The sequence below is a fragment of the Hydrogenophaga crocea genome (assembly GCF_011388215.1).
GTDB classification, from domain to species: domain Bacteria; phylum Pseudomonadota; class Gammaproteobacteria; order Burkholderiales; family Burkholderiaceae_C; genus Hydrogenophaga; species Hydrogenophaga crocea.
This window is the reverse complement of the sequence record NZ_CP049989.1, coordinates 858,265-874,883: the sequence shown is the minus strand read 5'-3', so window position 1 is coordinate 874,883 and position 16,619 is coordinate 858,265. Positions and strand designations below refer to the sequence as shown.

Sequence of the window (16,619 nt, the reverse complement as noted above, 5' to 3'; positions counted from 1 at the left end):
GTGGGCCTCGGGATCAAACGGTGGCGATGGGCGTGGCCGGCGACCCCACCGCGCCCGGCAGGCGCAGCGGCGGCGCCGTGAGCAGGAAGCGGCTGCGCCCATGCGCGCGCAGCCAGCGGGCGAGTTCGGTGAGGTACCAGAGCTCGCCCAGGTGAATGCCGTTCTTGAACAGGCAGTGCTCGTGCAGGGGCAGGCGCGGCTGGCGCAGCGCGGGGCCGCCCGCGGGCCGGGCCAGCTTGGGCACCACCAGCTCCACCGCGGGGTTGTCGGCGAGCAGGCAGGCCAGCTTCACGTCGACGATCCAGTTGAGCAGCCGGTCGTCCCAGCCGTCGAGCCCGCTGCCGGTGGCGTGCAGGGTCTCCAGGTCGGGCCGGCGGTTCATGGCGAGCAGGGTGTCGGCAAAGCCGGTGTGCAGGCACACCATGTCACCGCTTTCCACCGCGATGCCGTCGGCCTCGAGGATGCGCATGAGCGCGTCGTAGCCCACGGCCTGGCGGCGGCGGCCCAGGTGGTGTTCAAGGTCGATCATCACGCCCCGGCCCTGCGCGCCGTGCTCCGCGAGGTGTTCGATGCCCAGGGCATCGGCCTGCGGACCGGGGAAGCGCGCGAAAGCCTGCGTGGCCTGCGGGTCTTCGGTGCCGGGGCGGATGTGTTCGCCCGCGCGGTAGCCGTTGTAGAACACCGCCTCGGCCACGCCATCGCCATCGGCGTCGAACAGGCTGCCCACGTGGGCCAGGCTGTCCCATTGCGTGGAGTACTGCAGGCTGAGCAGGGCCACGTCGTCGTTGACCACGTCGGTGAGCTCGGGGTCTTCCGACGCGTAGGACCAGCAAAAGCCCTGCTGCCCCGCGCTGGGGCCGTTGCGGATCACCGAGTAGCGCTGCGGCGGCTGGCGGCGCGGGTTCATGCGGGCGCCGCCGGGCACGTCGAGCGGCAGCGAGAGGCAAAAGCTCAGGCCCTCGCGCACCTCGGCCACGCCCTGCAGCACCTTCTCGCGCGTCACCAGGTTCATGCGGCCGCGCTGATCGTCCGGGCCGAACTCGCCCCAGCGCGCCCCGTCGGGCGAGTGTTTCCAACGCGGGGCCATGGCGGATCAGGCGTGCAGCACCGAGAGCACGTTCTCGGCCGCGCCCACGCCCATCTTCACGAAGGCGTCAGCGGTCACGCCGCCGATGTGCGGGCTCAGGATGATGCGTTCGTCGCCCTGGAAGGGATGGCCCGCGGTCATGGGTTCGACCGCGAAGCTGTCGAGGCCGGCGCTGCCCACCTGGCCCGAGCGCACGGCCGCCAGCAGCGCGGCCTCGTCGATCAGGCCACCGCGCGCGGTGTTCACCACGATCACGCCGCGCTTGCACTGCGCCAGGGTCTCGGCGTTGAGCAGGCCGCGGTTGTCCGCGGTCAGCGGGCAATGCAGGGAGATCGCGTCGGACTCGCGCCACAGCGTGGCCAGGTCCACGGCTTCGATGCCGGCGGGCAGGCTCTTCGCAAACGGGTCGAAGCCGATCACGCGCATCTCCATCGCCAGGGCCATGCGCGCGAAGCGTTGGCCGATCGCGCCCAGGCCGATCAGGCCCACGGTGCGGCCCGCGAGCTCGACGCTCTTGTGCGTGGCCTTGTCCCAGAAGCCGGCCTGCATGCGCGCGTTGAGCTTGGGCACGGATTTGGCGCACGCCAGCAACAGGGCCAGGGCCTGCTCGGCCACGGCCGCGGCGTTGGCGCCCACGGCGGCGCGCACCTCGATGTGGCGGGCCTGCGCCGCCACCTTGTCGATGGTGTCGGTGCCGCTGCCGTGCTTGGAGATCACGCGCAGCGCGGGGGCCGCGTCCATCGCGGCCGCGCCCACCTTGCCGTAGCGCACGATGATGGCCTCGGGGTTGTGGGCCTTGCACAGGGCCACGATGTCCTCGTCGGTGGGCGTCTTGCCCGCGTAGACGATCTCGAAATCGGTCAACAGGGCCAGGGCCTGCGGGGCGAGGTCGGCCGCGGTGACGAGCAGCGCGGGTTTGAGGGCGACGGCGTTGCTCACAGGCGCTCCCCTTCTTTCAACACGCCCGCGGTGCGCAGGGCCGCATCGAGCCATTTGGCGGCGGTGTCGCCCTGGCCGATGGCGGCGATGCGCGCGGCCTCGTCCTTCACCTTCTTCTCGGCCAGCGGGATCAGCGCGGCCACACGGGCGCGCTCGATCACCACCACGCCGTCGGCGTCGCCCACCACCAGGTCGCCCGGGTGCACGGTGACACCGCCCACCGACACCGGGTGGCCGATGCGCCCGCCCACCTGCTTGGTCGGGCCGTTGGGGTTGGTGCCCACGCTGAACACCGGAAAGCCCATCTCCTCGATCTCGAGCGAGTCGCGCACCGCGGCGTCGACCACCACGCCCGCGATGCCGAGCTTGCGGCAGGCGGTCATCATGATGGTGCCCATGAGCGCGGCGGTCTGGTCGCCCTTGCCGTCGATGACCAGCACGTCGCCCGGTTTCGCGAGCGACATGGCGGCATGGATCATGAGGTTGTCGCCCGGGCGCACCTCCACGGTGAACGCGGTGCCGGCCACCTTCATGGACGGACGCAGCGCGGCGATGCGGCCGTGCAGCGCGCCGCGGCGGCCGTTCACGTCGGCCAGGATCGCGGCCTGGTAGGCGCCGGCCTGCTGCACGAGTTCGGGGGACACGCGATCGAAGTCGCGCACGATGTCGGGAAGGGACACGGTGGTTTCCTGGAGGTGGGACAAGAGGGGGATCGGCCGGGTCTCAGTCGATCTTGGCGCCGGACTCCTTGACGACCTTGCCCCAGCGGACGATGTCGTCACGGACCAGCTTGCCGAAGGCCTCGGGCGTGCTGCCGAGCACGTCGGCGCCCTGATCGCTCAGCTGCTTCTGCAGCGCGGGCGTCTGCAGGGCCTTGTTGATCTCGGTGTTGAGGCGGGCCACCACGTCCTTGGGCAGGTTGGCCGGGCCGAGCACGCCGAACCAGGTGACGGCCTCGAAGCCCTTGTAGCCAGACTCGGCGATGGTGGGCGCGTCGGGCAGGTCGTCCACGCGCTTGAGCGAGGTGACCGCGAGCGGACGCAGCTTGCCGTTCTTGATGTGGCCCAGCAGCGTGGGAATGGACGAGACATAGACCTCGACACGCTCGCTCATCACGTCGTTGATGCCCTGGGCCGCGCCCTTGTAGGGGATGTGCATGAGCTTGATGCCGGCCTCGCGCTGGAACAGCTCCATGGCCAGGTGGGCCACGGTGCCGTTGCCCGAGGTGGCGAAGTTGATCGAGCCGGGCTTGGCCTTGGAGGCCGCGATCACGTCGGCCAGGGTTCGGAACTTGGAGTTCGTGGCCACCACCAGCGTGAGCGGCGCGCTCGCCACCAGCGACACCGGGGTGAGGTCTTTCACCGGGTCGTAGGGCAGCTTCTCGTAGAGCGTGGCGTTGATCGCAAGGTTGCTGGTCTGGCCCAGCACCAGGTTGTAGCCGTCGGCGGGCGACTTCACCACGTTGTCGATGCCGATGTTGCCGCCCGAGCCAGGGCGGTTGTCGACCACGAAGTTCCACTTGGTGGCCTCGGTGATCTTCTGCGTGAGTTCGCGCCCGATCAGGTCGGTGCCGCCGCCCGCGGGGAACGGCACCACGAGGCGGATCGGCTTGTTGGGCCAGGCCTGGGCGTGCGACAGGCCCACGAAGGCGGTGGCGAGGGCAAGGCCCGTCAGAAGGCGGCGGGAAATGTTCACTGGCTTGTCTCCATCGTTGTGCAGCGAACCGCTTCGCTGTGCGCCGGATTCTGGGCAAAGGTTGCACTGAGTACAATGCCGTTTCACCCAGTGAACCATGGTGCAGCATGCGAAACCCCGCCCCGTCCGACACCGAACCCGCCGAAGGCGTCACCGCGGTGACGCGCGCGCTCTCGCTCATGGAGGCCTTCCAGGCCGGTGAATCCACACTCTCGCTGGCCGAGCTGAGCCGGCGCACGGGCATCCACAAGACCACGGTGCTGCGGCTGGCGCGCACGCTCGCGCTGTCGCACTACATGGTCCAGGAAGACGACGGCCAGTGGCGCCTGGGCCCGGCCACCGGCTGGCTGGGCGCGCGCTACCAGCGCGGCTTCGACGTCAACCTGGTGGTGGAGCCGGTGCTGCGCGAGCTGGTCGCGCTCACCGGCGAAAGCGCTTCGTTCTACGTGCGCGAGGGCAGCATCCGCGCCTGCATCTCACGCGTGGAAGGGCCGCACTCGGTGCGGCACCACGTGCGCATCGGCGAGCGGCTGCCGCTCGACAAGGGCGCGCCGGGCCGCGTGATCCTGGCCTTCAGCGGCGAGCGCGGCGAGCCCTACGAAGGCATCCGCAAGCGCGGCTACCACCTCTCGCTGGGCGAGCGCGAACCCGAGGTGTCGAGCGTGGCCGCGCCGGTGTTCGGCCTGGGCTGGCGGCTGCTGGGCTCGATGTGCATCTCGGGCCCGAGCTCGCGCCTGCCCAAACGCACGCTCGACCAGCACGCGCAGCACGTGATCCGCGCGGCCAACGCGCTGTCGTACGCGCTCGCGGGCAGCCGATCGGCCAACACGCCGCCGGTGCTGTCGAACTGGCACCCCTGAGGGCGGGGCTCAGTCGATCAGGTGCTGGCGCAGGCTGTCGGGGATGGGGGCCGACTTCTGCTTCGGAAAGTCCACCCACACGGTGGTCGCCCCGCCCGACGCATAGACCACGCCCGGCACGTCGGCGCGTTCGAGCGTGCACCAGCTCTCGAAGCTGCTGCGGCCCACGTCGCTCACGAACATGGTCGCCACCACCTCGCCCGGGAACTCGAGCTGTTTGTGGAAGGTGCAGAAGGCGTTGATGATCACCGGCCCCTCGCCCTGCGGGTCGGGCTGGCAGCCGATGGAGCGCATCCACTCGATGCGGATGGTTTCGAGGTAGCGGAAGTACACCGTGTTGTTCACGTGGCCCATGGCGTCCATGTCGCCCCAGCGGATGGGGATGCGCATGGTGTGAACGGCTTTCTTCTTATCGGGCAGTTCGAATTTCATCGGTGGGCTCGGATGGAGGCGAGGATGCCGGCAACGAACAGCGCGCACGCGGCCCATTGCAGGGCCACGGGCCACTGCCCGTTCCAGACGAAGTTGTAGAGCAGGCCGAACACGGTCTCGCTCACGATGAGCTGGCCCGCGAGGCTGGCGCTCAGGCGCCGGCTCGCCATGTTCCAGAGCACCGAGGCGATCCAGGCCGAGCCGATGCCGGTGACCGCGCACACCGCCACGAACAGGCCCAGGCGCGGCTGCGCCAGCAGCGTGGCGAGCGGGCTGCCCGCCACCGCCCAGATGCCCAGCGCGCCCAGGCCCGCGGCCAGCCCGAGCCAGTTGGCCCACACGGTGGAGTTGACCTCGGGGTGGCGCGCGAGCCAGCGCGCGTTGAGCAGGCCGAAGGCGGTCCAGGCGGCGGCGGCGAGCGCGGCGAACAGCACGCCCAGCCACAGCCCCGCGCCGCCGCCGGTGGCGCCGTGCGCGTCGGCGCGCACCATGAGCGCAATGCCCGCGGCCGTGAGCAGCAGGCCCGGCAACAGGCTGCGCCAGCGCAGGCCCTGCGGCTTGCCCAGCAGCATGATCCACACCGGGATGGTGCCGATGATCAGCACCGGCAGCGCCGCGCCCGCGGCCTGGATCGCGATCACCAGCAGCAGGTAGTAGCCGGTGTAGCCCAGCACGCTCAGGCCCAGCGCGGCGCGCGCCTGGGGCGCCGTGGGCCAGCGCGCCTCACCGCGCAGCGCACCCCAGAGCAGCAGCAGGAGCGAGAGCAGCCCGCAGGCCAGGAAGCGGCCCACGGTGACGTCGACCGAACCGAACTCGGGCACGATCACCGGCGCGATGAAGGCCGAGCCCCAGAAGGCGCCCGCGCCCAGGCCCGCGGCCAGACCCGTCACCATGCCGGGCGGCAGGCCGCCCGGCCGCTGCACCACCAGCGCGGTCATTCAGACCCCGAAGCCGTCGTCGGCCGCGATCACCGCACCGTTGACGAAATGGCTTTCGTGGGCGCACAGCATCACCAGCAGCGCGTCGAGGTCGGCCGGCTGGCCCACGCGCTTGCGCGGCAGCATGTCCACCAGCTTGCGGCCCTGCTCGGTCTGCCAGTGCGCGTGGTTGATCTCGGTGTCGATGTAGCCCGGGCAGATGGCGTTCACGTTGATGCCGAAGCGGCCCCACTCCACCGCCATGGCCTTGGTCATGTGGACCACGGCGGCCTTGCTCATGCAGTACACGCCGATCTGCGGCAGCACCTTGAGCCCGGCCATGGACGCGACGTTCACGATGCGCCCGCCCACGAAGCTGCCCGGGGCCGCGCCCTTGGCGCGCGCGATCATGCGCTTGCCCACCTCTTGCGCCACGAAGAACGCGCCCTTGGTGTTGGTGTCGAAGACGAAGTCGTAATCGGCCTCGGCCACGTCCTGCAGGCGCTGCGTGGTGCTCACGCCCGAGTTGTTGATGAGGATGTCGATCGGGCCGACCTCGGTCTCGGCGTGCGCCACCGCGGCTCGGATCGAGGCCAGGTCGGTCACGTCGAGCGCCACCACGTGCGCCGCGCCGCCCTCGGCCTCGATGTGCGCGCGCAGGTTCATGAGGCGGTCGGTGCGGCGGCTGGCCAGCACCACGGCCGCGCCGGCGCGCGCCAGCGTCTTGGCGAACTGGGCGCCCAGGCCGCTGGACGCGCCGGTGATCAGGGCCACGCGGCCGGACAGGTCGAGGGTGTACGCCATGGGGAGGTCTCTCTGAAATGCGAACGACCGTTCGATTTATTGCATCGCCGCATAAAATGCGCGCTCCCCGGACACACGAACGCCGCCGCAAAGGCGGGCATCCGGGGGGTGTGCCAACCATTATGAGCGAGACCCCATGACGCAAGACGAGATCTTGGCCCAGTACGGCCCCCGCGAAGCCATGGAATACGACGTGGTGATCGTCGGCGGCGGCCCGGCCGGCCTGTCCACCGCGATCCGGCTGAAACAACTGGCTGCCGAGAAGGGCAGCGAGGTCAACGTCTGCGTGCTCGAGAAGGGCTCCGAGCCCGGCGCGCACATCCTCTCGGGCGCCGTGATGGACCCCCGGGCCCTCACCGAGCTGCTGCCCAACTGGAAGGCCGACGGCGCGCCGCTGAACCAGCCCGTGAGCGACGACCAGCTGCTCTGGCTCACCGAGACCGGCGCCTTCGACACCCCGAAGTTCCTGATCCCGAACAACTTCCACAACGACGGCAACTACGTGATCAGCCTGGGCAACGTGGTGCGCTGGCTGGGCCAGCAGGCCGAGGCCCTGGGCGTGGAGATCTTCCCCGGCTTCGCGGCCGCCGAGGTGCTCTACAACGAAGACGGCTCGGTCAAGGGCGTGGCCACCGGCAACCTGGGCGTGGGCAAGGACGGCCAGCCCAACGAGAACTTCCAGCTCGGCATGGAGCTGCACGCGAAGTACACCGTGTTCGCCGAAGGCGCGCGCGGCCACCTGGGCAAGCAGCTGATCGCCAAGTTCCACCTCGACGAAGGCAAGGATCCGCAGGCCTACGCCATCGGCGTGAAGGAGCTCTGGGAGATCGACCCGGCCAAGCACAAGCCCGGTCTGGTGGTGCACACCGCGGGCTGGCCCATGAAGAACGACACCTACGGCGGCGGCTTCCTCTACCACCTCGAGGACAACAAGGTCACGCTGGGCCTGGTGGCCGGCCTGAACTACAGCAACCCCTGGCTGAGCCCGTTCGAGGAAATGCAGCGCTGGAAGACGCACCCGCGCATCCGCCAGTTCCTCGAAGGCGGCAAGCGCCTGAGCTACGGCGCGCGCGCCATCACCACGGGCGGCCTCATGAGCCTGCCCAAGGCGGTGTTCCCGGGCGGCGCGCTCGTGGGCTGCGACGCGGGCTACCTCAACGGCGCACGCATCAAGGGCAGCCACGCGGCGATCAAGAGCGGCATGCTCTGCGCCGAGGCCGCCTTCGAGGCCGTGCAGGCCGGCCGCCAGCACGACGAACTGGCCGCCTACCCCGCGGCCTTCGACCGGAGCTGGCTGCGCGAAGAGCTCGAGAGCTCGCGCAACTTCAAGAGCTGGTTCAAGTACGGCAACCTCATCGGCGGCCTCATGGTGGGCATCGAGCACTGGCTGCTGCCGCGCCTGGGCTTCAAGAGCCCGCCGTGGTCGCTGCACCGCGAGAAGGCCGACCACCTTTACCTCAAGCCCGCGGCCGAGTGCGAAAAGATCGCCTACCCCAAGCCCGACGGCAAGCTCACTTTCGACCGCCTGAGCAGCGTGTTCGTGAGCAACACCAACCACGAGGAACAGCAGCCCGCCCACCTCACGCTCAAGGACGCGGGCGTGCCGGTGAAGATCAACCTCGCCAAGTACGCGGGCCCCGAGAGCCGCTACTGCCCCGCGGGCGTGTACGAGTACGTCAAGACCGAAGACGGCGCCGACCGGCTGCAGATCAACGCGCAGAACTGCGTGCACTGCAAGACCTGCGACATCAAGGACCCGACGCAGAACATCGTGTGGGTCACGCCCGAGGGCGGTGGCGGGCCGAACTACGCGGGGATGTGACGCGCCGCCGCGCGGGATGTGCGTTCGTTCACATCCCTCGGCGAAAGCCGCCTGCGGGCGGCTTTTTTGCGCCCGCATGACACGCGAACGTCATGCGGCCTGCGCAGAGTGCTGCGTCATCCGTAGCACTCCCTGCCACACCCATGCTCAACAAGACCGACAAGGGCCGGGCCGAGCTGCAACCCGGCCAGCGCACCCTGGGTCAGCGCGAGCGCGCGATCCTGCTCGTGGCCGACGGCCGCAAATCCACCGCCTCGCTGCATGCCCTCTTCCACGGCGACGGCAAGGCCATCGTCGAATCGCTGATCGCGGGCGGCTACCTGCTGGACGACCGCCCGCCGCCCGCCCCGGCCCCGTCACCGGGCCTCGCGGTGCAGGGCTCGGTCGACGATTTCAGCGGCCCGCGCTCGCTGGCCAGCGCGCGCATGTTCCTGTTCGACCTCTCGGACCGCATGTTCGCGCCGCGCGACCGGCAGATGGCCGAGCGCCTGCGCGACGCGCTGCGCGAAGCGCGCGACGCCGCGAGCATGGTCGCCGTGGGCCGCGAGATGCTGGCCGAGATCGAGCGCATCGCGGGCCGCGAGCGGGCGCAGGCGGTCAGCGCGCGGCTGGCCAAACTGCTGCCGGAATCGGCCCCGCTCGGGGTTTGATCAACGCCACCCGCGTCGACTGCACTAGAATCCGCGGCGTTGCTCAGGAGAGAGCTCCCGCGTGGGGCCGCCGAAGGCGCAGGAGGCCGCAACGGCCCCGAACGCTCAGGCAAAAGGACTGGCAAACGCCCGCCGCAAGGCAGGCGATCCCCCCTGGAGAGAGGCCCCACGCGATGGGGTCCACCGAAGGAGCAAGCGCGGCATCGCCCGCGTGAATCTCTCAGGTAGAGCGGACAGCGGGGCAGCACACGGCATGCCGTGTTTCGCCCCGCGAGGGGCCTGCCCTGCCAGCGAGTCCGCCCTTGTCCGCCACCGAACTTCTCCAGACCCCGCTGCACGCCCTGCACCTCGAACTCGGTGCGCGCATGGTGCCCTTCGCGGGCTACAGCATGCCGGTGCAGTACCCCGCGGGCCTCATGGCCGAGCACCAGCACACGCGCAACGCCGCCGGCCTGTTCGACGTGTCGCACATGGGCCAGCTGCGCCTGTCGGGCCCCGAGGCCGCGGCCGCCTTCGAAAGCCTGATGCCGGTCGACGTGATCGGCCTGGCGCCGGGCAAGCAGCGCTACGGCCTGCTGCTCACCGACGAGGGCACCATCGTCGACGACCTGATGTTCGTGAACCGCGAGGACCACCTGTTCGTGATCGTCAACGGCGCCTGCAAGCACGGCGACCTCGCGCACATGCAGCAGCGCATCGGCCAGCGCTGCACCATCGAACCCCAATTCGACCGCGGCCTGCTCGCGCTGCAGGGCCCGCAGGCCGTGACCGCGCTGCAGCGCCTGCTGCCCGGCGTGGAAAAGCTGGTGTTCATGACCGGCGCGGCCTTCGAATGGCAGGGCCGGCCGCTGTTCGTCACGCGCAGCGGCTACACCGGCGAAGACGGCTTCGAGCTCTCGCTGGCCGCGGCCGACACCGAGGCCTTCGCGCGCGCGCTGCTTGCGCAGCCCGAGGTGCAGCCCATCGGCCTGGGCGCGCGCAACTCGCTGCGCCTCGAAGCCGGCCTGTGCCTCTATGGCAACGACATCGACACCACCACCACGCCCGTCGAAGCCGGCCTGAACTGGGCCATGCAGAAGGTGCGCCGCAGCGGCGGCGCGCGCGCCGGCGGCTTCCCCGGCGCCGCGCGCGTGCTCGCCCAGCTCGACGGCGCCACCCCGCCCGAGCGCGTGCGCGTGGGCCTGATCGCGCAGGAGCGCGTGCCGGTGCGCGAGCACACCGAACTGCAGAGCGAAGCGGGCGAGCGCCTGGGCGAAGTCACCAGCGGCCTGCTCGGCCCTACCATCAACCAGCCCATCGCCATGGGTTACCTGCCGCCGGCGTTCGCCGCCCCCGGCACCCGCGTGAACGCGCTGGTGCGCGGCAAGGCCGTGCCCATGGTGGTGGCGCCCATGCCCTTCGTGCCCAACCGCTACTACCGCGGCTGATCCTTCCCCCCATCCCCCAGGAGCTTTCCTCATGACCACCAAGTACACCGAAGACCATGAATGGATCACCGTGGACGGCAACGTCGCCACGGTCGGCATCACCCACCACGCGCAGGACGCGCTGGGCGACGTGGTCTTCGTCGAACTGCCCGAAGTGGGCAAGGCCTTCGCCCAGAAAGACGTGGCCGGCGTGGTCGAGTCGGTGAAGGCCGCGGCCGACGTCTACATGCCCGTGAGCGGCACCGTCACCGAGGTCAACGAAGCCCTGCGCGCCGACCCGGCGCTCGCCAACAGCGACCCGCTGGGCGCCGGCTGGTTCTTCAAGGTGCAGCTCAGCGACGCCTCGCAGGTGGACGCGCTGCTCGACAAGACCGCCTACGACGCCTTCGCCGCGAACAACTGACCACCCCCGCCCCTGCAGGAAAGCCCGAGCCATGCTCATGCCCGCCGTCAAACCCCTGGGTGAACTCGAGAACGCCAGCGAGTTCGTCGCCCGCCACATCGGCCTCACCGAGGCCGACGAGGCCCACATGCTGTCGGTGATCGGCGAGGCCTCGCGCCGCGCGCTGATCGACAGCATCGTGCCGCGCAGCATCGCGCGCAGCCAGGGCATGAAGCTGCCCGCGCCCGTGACCGAGGCCGCGGCGCTGGCCGAGCTCAAGGCCATTGCGCAGCAGAACAAGCTGCTCAAGAGCTTCATCGGCCAGGGCTACCACGGCACCCACACGCCGGGCGTGATCCTGCGCAACATCCTCGAGAACCCGGCCTGGTACACCGCCTACACGCCCTACCAGGCCGAGATCTCGCAGGGCCGCATGGAAGCGCTGGTGAACTTCCAGACCATGGTCACCGACCTCACGGGCATGGCCATCGCCAACGCGTCCATGCTCGACGAGGCCACCGCCGCGGCCGAGGCCATGACGCTGGCCAAGCGCTCGGTGAAGGCGCGCGGCAATGCCATCGTGGTCTCGGGCGACACGCACCCGCAGACCATCGAGGTGATCCAGACCCGCGCCGCGCCGCTGGGCCTGGAGGTGCGCGTGGCCATGTCGGGCGAAGAATGGGACCGCCTGCTCGCCGCCGACGACTACTTCGCGGCCTTCGCGCAGTACCCCGCCTCCAGCGGCTGGCTGCACGACTGGACGCAGGACGCGGCCACCGTGCACGGCAAACACGCGGCCTTCATCATGGCCGCCGACCTGCTCGCGCTCACGCTGCTCAAGACGCCGGCCGAGATGGGCGCCGACATCGTGGTCGGCACCACGCAGCGCTTCGGCATGCCCATGGGCAATGGCGGCCCGCACGCGGCCTTCATGGCCTGCCGCGACGAGTACAAGCGCAGCCTGCCCGGCCGCCTGGTGGGCGTGAGCGTGGACGCCCACGGCAACCCCGCCTACCGCCTGGCGCTGCAGACGCGCGAGCAACACATCCGCCGCGAGAAGGCCACGAGCAACATCTGCACCGCGCAGGTGCTGCCCGCGGTGATCGCGAGCATGTACGCCGTGTACCACGGCCCTCAGGGCTTGAAGCGCATCGCGCAGCGCGTGGCCGCCTACACCGCGGTGCTGGCGCGCGGACTGGCGCAGCTCGGCCACGCCAACACCCACCATGGCGAGCAGGGCGTGTTCGACACCGTGTGCCTGCACGTGGGCGCGGCCGAGGCCGAGGCGCTGATGGCGCGCGCGGTGGCGCACGGTGTGAACCTGCGCCGCGCCTGGGGCGAGTACGTGATGGCCACGCTCGACGAAACCACCACGCGCGAAGACATCGCGCTGCTGTGGACCATCTTCGCCAAGGACGGCCAGGCCCTGCCCGACTTCGAGGCCTTCGAGAAAGGCGTGGAGCCGCTGATCCCCACCGAACTGCGCCGCACCAGCGACTTCCTCACGCACCCGGTGTTCAACAGCCACCACAGCGAGACCGGCATGCTGCGCTACATCCGCGCGCTGTCCGACAAAGACCTCGCGCTCGACCGCAGCATGATCCCGCTCGGCTCGTGCACCATGAAGCTCAACGCGACCAGCGAGATGATCCCCATCACCTGGCCCGAGTTCGCGCACGTGCACCCCTTCGCGCCGGCCGACCAGCGCCAGGGCTACGCGCTGCTCGACCAGCAGCTGCGCCAGTGGCTGTGCGAGGCCACGGGCTACGCGGGCATCAGCCTGCAGCCCAACGCGGGTTCGCAGGGCGAGTACGCGGGCCTGCTGGTGATCCAGGCCTACCACCGTGCGCGCGGCGAAGGCCACCGCAACGTCTGCCTGATCCCCAGCAGCGCGCACGGCACCAACCCCGCGAGCGCGCAGATGGTGGGCATGCAGGTGGTGGTCACCAAGTGCGACGCCAACGGCAACGTGGACCTGGCCGACCTGCAGGCCAAGTGCGAACAGCACAGCGCGAACCTGGCCGCGGTGATGATTACCTACCCCAGCACGCACGGCGTGTTCGAGACCCAGGTGAAAGAGCTGTGTGCGCTGGTGCACCGGCACGGCGGCCGCGTCTACGTCGATGGCGCCAACATGAACGCCCTGGTGGGCGTGGCCGCGCCCGGCGAGTTCGGCGGCGACGTGAGCCACCTCAACCTGCACAAGACCTTCTGCATCCCGCACGGCGGCGGCGGCCCGGGCGTGGGCCCGGTGTGCGTGGTCGAAGACCTCGTGCCCTTCCTGCCCGGCCACGCGGCCGGCGGCCTGCCGGTGAACGGCGTGGGCGCCATTTCCGCGGCGCCGCTGGGCAACGCGGCGGTGCTGCCGATCTCGTGGATGTACATCCGCATGATGGGCGCCGAGGGCCTGCAGCGCGCCACCGAGGCGGCCATCCTTTCGGCCAACTACATCAGCGCGTGCCTCAAAGACCACTTCCCCACGCTGTACGCGAGCGCGAACGGCCACGTGGCGCACGAGTGCATCCTCGACCTGCGCGACCTGAAAGACAGCAGCGGCGTGATGGCCGAGGACGTGGCCAAGCGCCTGATCGACTACGGCTTCCACGCGCCCACGCTGTCCTTCCCCGTGGCCAACACGCTCATGGTCGAACCCACCGAGAGCGAAACGCTCGAAGAGCTCGACCGCTTCATCGACGCCATGATCGCCATCCGCGGCGAGATCGCGCGCATCGAACAGGGCGAGTGGCCGCAGGACGACAACCCGCTCAAGAACGCGCCGCACACCGCGGCCAGCCTGCTCAAGGGCGATTGGGCCCACGCCTACGGCCGCGAGGTCGGCGCGGCGTCGCTCGACGCGCGCGGCCACAACAAGTACTGGCCGCCCGTGGGCCGGGTCGACAACGTCTACGGCGACCGCAACCTGTTCTGCAGCTGCGTGCCCGTGGGCGAGCTCGCCGATTGACCTGGGGCGCGCGGGCGCGGCGGGGCGGCCGTACACTGCCGCCCTCGCCCTGCCTGCCATGAACGCGCCCGCCTTTCGGGTGTTGAGCGTCATCCCGCCGATGACGCAACTCAACACGCCCTACCCCTCCACCGCCTACCTCACGGGCTTTCTGCGCTCGCGCGGCATCGACGCCGTGCAGACCGACCTCGCGCTGGCCCTGGTGCTGCGCCTGTTCACGCCCGCCGGACTCGACGCCGTGCGCGAGCGCGCGCTCGCCCTGCCCGAGGCGCAGCGCACGGCCAGCGTGCACGCCTTCCTCGACCAGTTCGCGCGCTACCGCCGCAGCATCGCGCCCACCATCGCGTTTCTGCAGGGCCGCGACGGCACGCTCGCGCACCGCATCGCCGCGCGCGAGCTGCTGCCCGAAGGTCCGCGCTTCGCGGCGCTCGAGCAGTACGGCCACCTCAGCGGCGACGACGGCGATGGCAGCGGCGACCCGCTGGGCTGGGCCTTCGGCGCGCTGGGCACGCAAGACCGCGCGCGCCACATCGCCACCCTGTTCCTCGACGACCTCGCCGACGTGGTGCGCGACGCGGTGGACGAGCGCTTCGCCTTCGTGCGCTACGGCGAATCGCTGGCCAGCAGCCAGCCCAGCTTCGAGCCGCTCGCCCAGGCCCTGGCCGCGCCGCCCACGCTGATCGACACGCTGCTGCAATCGCTCACCCTCGAGGCCCTGGAGCGCCACGCGCCGCAGCTCGTGCTGCTCTCGGTGCCTTTCCCGGGCGCGGTCTATGGCGCGCTGCGCATCGCCCAGGCCATCAAGGCGCGCTGGCCGCAACGGCCCATCGCGCTCGGCGGCGGTTATGTGAACACCGAGCTGCGCGAACTCAATGAGCCGCGCCTGTTCGACTTCGTCGATTACGTGACGCTCGACGCCGGCGAACGGCCGCTGCTGTCGCTGATCGAGCACCTGCGCGGACAGCGCGGGCCCCAGCGGCTGCAGCGCACCTTCGTGAGAGACGCCGACGGCGCGGTGAAGTACGTGAACCTCGCCGAGCCCGACGTGCCCTTCGAAGACGTGGGCACACCCACCTGGGACGGCCTGCCGCTGCACGACTACCTGAGCCTGCTCGACATGCTCAACCCCATGCACCGGCTCTGGAGCGACGGGCGCTGGAACAAGCTCACCGTGGCGCACGGCTGCTACTGGAAGAAGTGCAGCTTCTGCGACGTGGGGCTCGACTACATCGGCCGCTACGAGACCGCCGAGGCCCGCACCCTGGCCGACCGCATCGAGCGCATCGTCGAAGAAACCGGCCAGACGGGCTTTCACTTCGTCGACGAGGCCGCACCGCCCAAGGCCCTCAAGGCCCTGGCCGAGGAGCTGCTGCGGCGCGAACTGCCCATCAGCTGGTGGGGCAACATCCGCTTCGAAAAAACCTTCACGCCCGAGCTCGCGCAGCTGCTCGCCGACAGCGGCTGCATCGCCATGAGCGGCGGCCTCGAAGTCGCCAGCGACCGCCTGCTCGCGCTCATGAAAAAGGGCGTCACCGTGGACCAGGTGGCGCGCGTCACCAAGGGCTTCAGCGACGCCGGCATCCTGGTGCACGCCTACCTGATGTACGGCTTTCCCACCCAGACCGTGCAGGACACGGTGGACGCGCTCGAATACGTGCGCCAGCTGTTCCAGAACGGCTGCATCCAGAGCGGCTTCTTCCACCGCTTCTCGTGCACCGTGCATTCGCCGGTGGGGCTGGACCCCAAGGCCTATGGCATCGAGCTGATCCCGCTGCCCGAGGTGAGGTTCGCCAAGAACGACATCGGCTTCATCGATCCCACGGGTGTGGACCACGACGCGCTGGGCATCGGCTTGCGCAAGGCGCTCTACAACTTCATGCACGGCACCGGGCTCGACGAAGACGTGCGCGCCTGGTTCGAGCACCTGCCCTACCCGGTGCCGCGGCCGACGGTGAAGAAGCACCGGATCGCGCGCGCCCTGGCCCAGCGCGAGACCGCCTGAGGCCGGCGCTTCACCCCCCCATCGCCGACCGCAGCAGCGTCACCCCCAGCGCCACCGCCAGCCACACCGCGATGCGCTTGAGCAGCGCCGTGTCCACCTTGCGCTCGGCGCCGGGCGCGGGGCGCTCGAAGCCCACCACCAGCAGGTGGGCCGGCAGTGCGATGGCCAGCAGCGTGAGCACGATGAGGTCGATGCCCCACGAGCCGCCGGGCGTGCCCGAGTGCGATGCGATCAGGGGCCAGGCGAGCGCGGCAGCGGCGCCCGCCACGGCAGCGGTCAGGGGGGTGGGCTTGATTTTCATGGGCCGCGATTGTGCGGGCCGACCCGCCGCGTGCCTACCCGGATTCGCCCCCATACGCCCCGTGGGGCCGGCGCCAGCGCTCTACACTCGTGCGCCATGAGCCTCAAGATCACCGTCTACTCCAAGTCCGCCTGCCCGCAGTGCGATTCCGCCAAGATGCTGCTCAAGTCCCGCTCGCTGGACTTCGAGGAGATCAAGATCGACGACGAGGCCGAGCGCCTGGCCTTCTACGCCAAGTGCGGTCCCTCGGTGCGGCAGATGCCCCAGATCTTCATCAACGACCAGCGCGTGGGCGGCCTCGCGGGCCTGCAGGCGGCGCTGACGCAGCTGGGGCGCTGA

At 70.3% G+C, this 16,619-nt stretch carries 16 protein-coding genes and 2 riboswitches; of the genes, 8 read left to right on the top strand and 8 right to left on the bottom strand.

The window, feature by feature from the left end; translation table 11 throughout:
- Positions 1 to 13 precede the first annotated feature (13 nt).
- Genes G9Q37_RS04170 through G9Q37_RS04155 form a run of 4 tightly spaced genes read right to left on the bottom strand, consistent with a single transcriptional unit; the run spans position 14 to position 3,721 of the window.
- Positions 14 to 1,087, bottom strand: a complete 1,074-nt coding sequence (locus G9Q37_RS04170; RefSeq protein ID WP_166224984.1) for a cyclase family protein — start codon at positions 1,085 to 1,087, stop codon at positions 14 to 16.
- Positions 1,088 to 1,093: 6 nt separating this feature from the next.
- Positions 1,094 to 2,026, bottom strand: coding sequence for an NAD(P)-dependent oxidoreductase (locus G9Q37_RS04165; protein ID WP_240936510.1), 933 nt, complete (start codon positions 2,024 to 2,026; stop codon positions 1,094 to 1,096).
- A complete protein-coding gene (locus G9Q37_RS04160) occupies positions 2,023 to 2,706 on the bottom strand; it encodes an RraA family protein (RefSeq protein ID WP_166224979.1) in 684 nt (227 codons plus the stop codon). Before G9Q37_RS04160 ends, G9Q37_RS04165 begins: the two co-directional genes overlap by 4 nt.
- A gap of 43 nt (positions 2,707 to 2,749) precedes the next feature.
- On the bottom strand, positions 2,750 to 3,721 hold the full coding sequence (locus G9Q37_RS04155) for a Bug family tripartite tricarboxylate transporter substrate binding protein (RefSeq protein WP_420810307.1): 972 nt from the start codon (positions 3,719 to 3,721) through the stop codon (positions 2,750 to 2,752).
- 107 nt (positions 3,722 to 3,828) lie between these two features.
- On the opposite strand from G9Q37_RS04155, the gene G9Q37_RS04150 reads away from it, so the two are divergent.
- The gene (locus G9Q37_RS04150) at positions 3,829 to 4,581 is read left to right on the top strand and encodes an IclR family transcriptional regulator (RefSeq protein ID WP_166224973.1); all 753 of its coding nucleotides are present in this window, start codon (positions 3,829 to 3,831) and stop codon (positions 4,579 to 4,581) included.
- A 9-nt stretch (positions 4,582 to 4,590) separates the two neighbouring features.
- On the opposite strand, the gene G9Q37_RS04145 is transcribed toward G9Q37_RS04150, so the two are convergent.
- From G9Q37_RS04145 to G9Q37_RS04135, 3 genes are read right to left on the bottom strand one after another with little or no spacing between them, the layout of a single operon-like run.
- Positions 4,591 to 5,013 (bottom strand): acyl-CoA thioesterase, encoded by a 423-nt coding sequence (locus G9Q37_RS04145; RefSeq protein WP_166224970.1) that lies wholly within the window; start codon positions 5,011 to 5,013, stop codon positions 4,591 to 4,593.
- Positions 5,010 to 5,951, bottom strand: a complete 942-nt coding sequence (locus tag G9Q37_RS04140; protein WP_240936508.1) for a DMT family transporter — start codon at positions 5,949 to 5,951, stop codon at positions 5,010 to 5,012. The genes G9Q37_RS04145 and G9Q37_RS04140 overlap by 4 nt, the downstream gene beginning before the upstream one ends.
- Positions 5,952 to 6,734, bottom strand: coding sequence for an SDR family oxidoreductase (locus G9Q37_RS04135; protein ID WP_166224967.1), 783 nt, complete (start codon positions 6,732 to 6,734; stop codon positions 5,952 to 5,954).
- A 136-nt stretch (positions 6,735 to 6,870) separates the two neighbouring features.
- Here G9Q37_RS04135 and G9Q37_RS04130 point away from each other — a divergent pair, with 136 nt between their 5' ends.
- The 6 genes from G9Q37_RS04130 (at position 6,871) to G9Q37_RS04105 (ending at position 15,979) form a co-directional block, all read left to right on the top strand.
- Positions 6,871 to 8,556 (top strand): electron transfer flavoprotein-ubiquinone oxidoreductase, encoded by a 1,686-nt coding sequence (locus G9Q37_RS04130; protein ID WP_166224964.1) that lies wholly within the window; start codon positions 6,871 to 6,873, stop codon positions 8,554 to 8,556.
- Between the two features lie 143 nt (positions 8,557 to 8,699).
- Entirely contained in the window at positions 8,700 to 9,206 is a 507-nt protein-coding gene (locus G9Q37_RS04125; protein ID WP_166224961.1) for a hypothetical protein, read from the top strand.
- A gap of 34 nt (positions 9,207 to 9,240) precedes the next feature.
- Positions 9,241 to 9,336, top strand: a riboswitch (glycine riboswitch).
- Between the two features lie 13 nt (positions 9,337 to 9,349).
- Positions 9,350 to 9,453, top strand: a riboswitch (glycine riboswitch).
- A 118-nt stretch (positions 9,454 to 9,571) separates the two neighbouring features.
- A complete protein-coding gene (gcvT, locus tag G9Q37_RS04120) occupies positions 9,572 to 10,633 on the top strand; it encodes a glycine cleavage system aminomethyltransferase GcvT (protein ID WP_240936621.1) in 1,062 nt (353 codons plus the stop codon).
- Positions 10,634 to 10,664: 31 nt separating this feature from the next.
- Positions 10,665 to 11,036, top strand: coding sequence for a glycine cleavage system protein GcvH (gene gcvH / locus G9Q37_RS04115; protein ID WP_166224955.1), 372 nt, complete (start codon positions 10,665 to 10,667; stop codon positions 11,034 to 11,036).
- Between the two features lie 31 nt (positions 11,037 to 11,067).
- Entirely contained in the window at positions 11,068 to 13,977 is a 2,910-nt protein-coding gene (gene gcvP, locus G9Q37_RS04110; RefSeq protein WP_166224952.1) for an aminomethyl-transferring glycine dehydrogenase, read from the top strand.
- 58 nt (positions 13,978 to 14,035) lie between these two features.
- Positions 14,036 to 15,979, top strand: a complete 1,944-nt coding sequence (locus tag G9Q37_RS04105; protein WP_166224949.1) for a radical SAM protein — start codon at positions 14,036 to 14,038, stop codon at positions 15,977 to 15,979.
- A gap of 10 nt (positions 15,980 to 15,989) precedes the next feature.
- On the opposite strand, the gene G9Q37_RS04100 is transcribed toward G9Q37_RS04105, so the two are convergent.
- Positions 15,990 to 16,280, bottom strand: coding sequence for a hypothetical protein (locus G9Q37_RS04100; protein WP_166224946.1), 291 nt, complete (start codon positions 16,278 to 16,280; stop codon positions 15,990 to 15,992).
- A gap of 96 nt (positions 16,281 to 16,376) precedes the next feature.
- Here G9Q37_RS04100 and G9Q37_RS04095 point away from each other — a divergent pair, with 96 nt between their 5' ends.
- Positions 16,377 to 16,619 carry a glutaredoxin domain-containing protein gene (locus G9Q37_RS04095; RefSeq protein ID WP_166224943.1) on the top strand — a complete coding sequence of 81 codons (243 nt, stop codon included), beginning with the start codon at positions 16,377 to 16,379 and terminating at the stop codon, positions 16,617 to 16,619.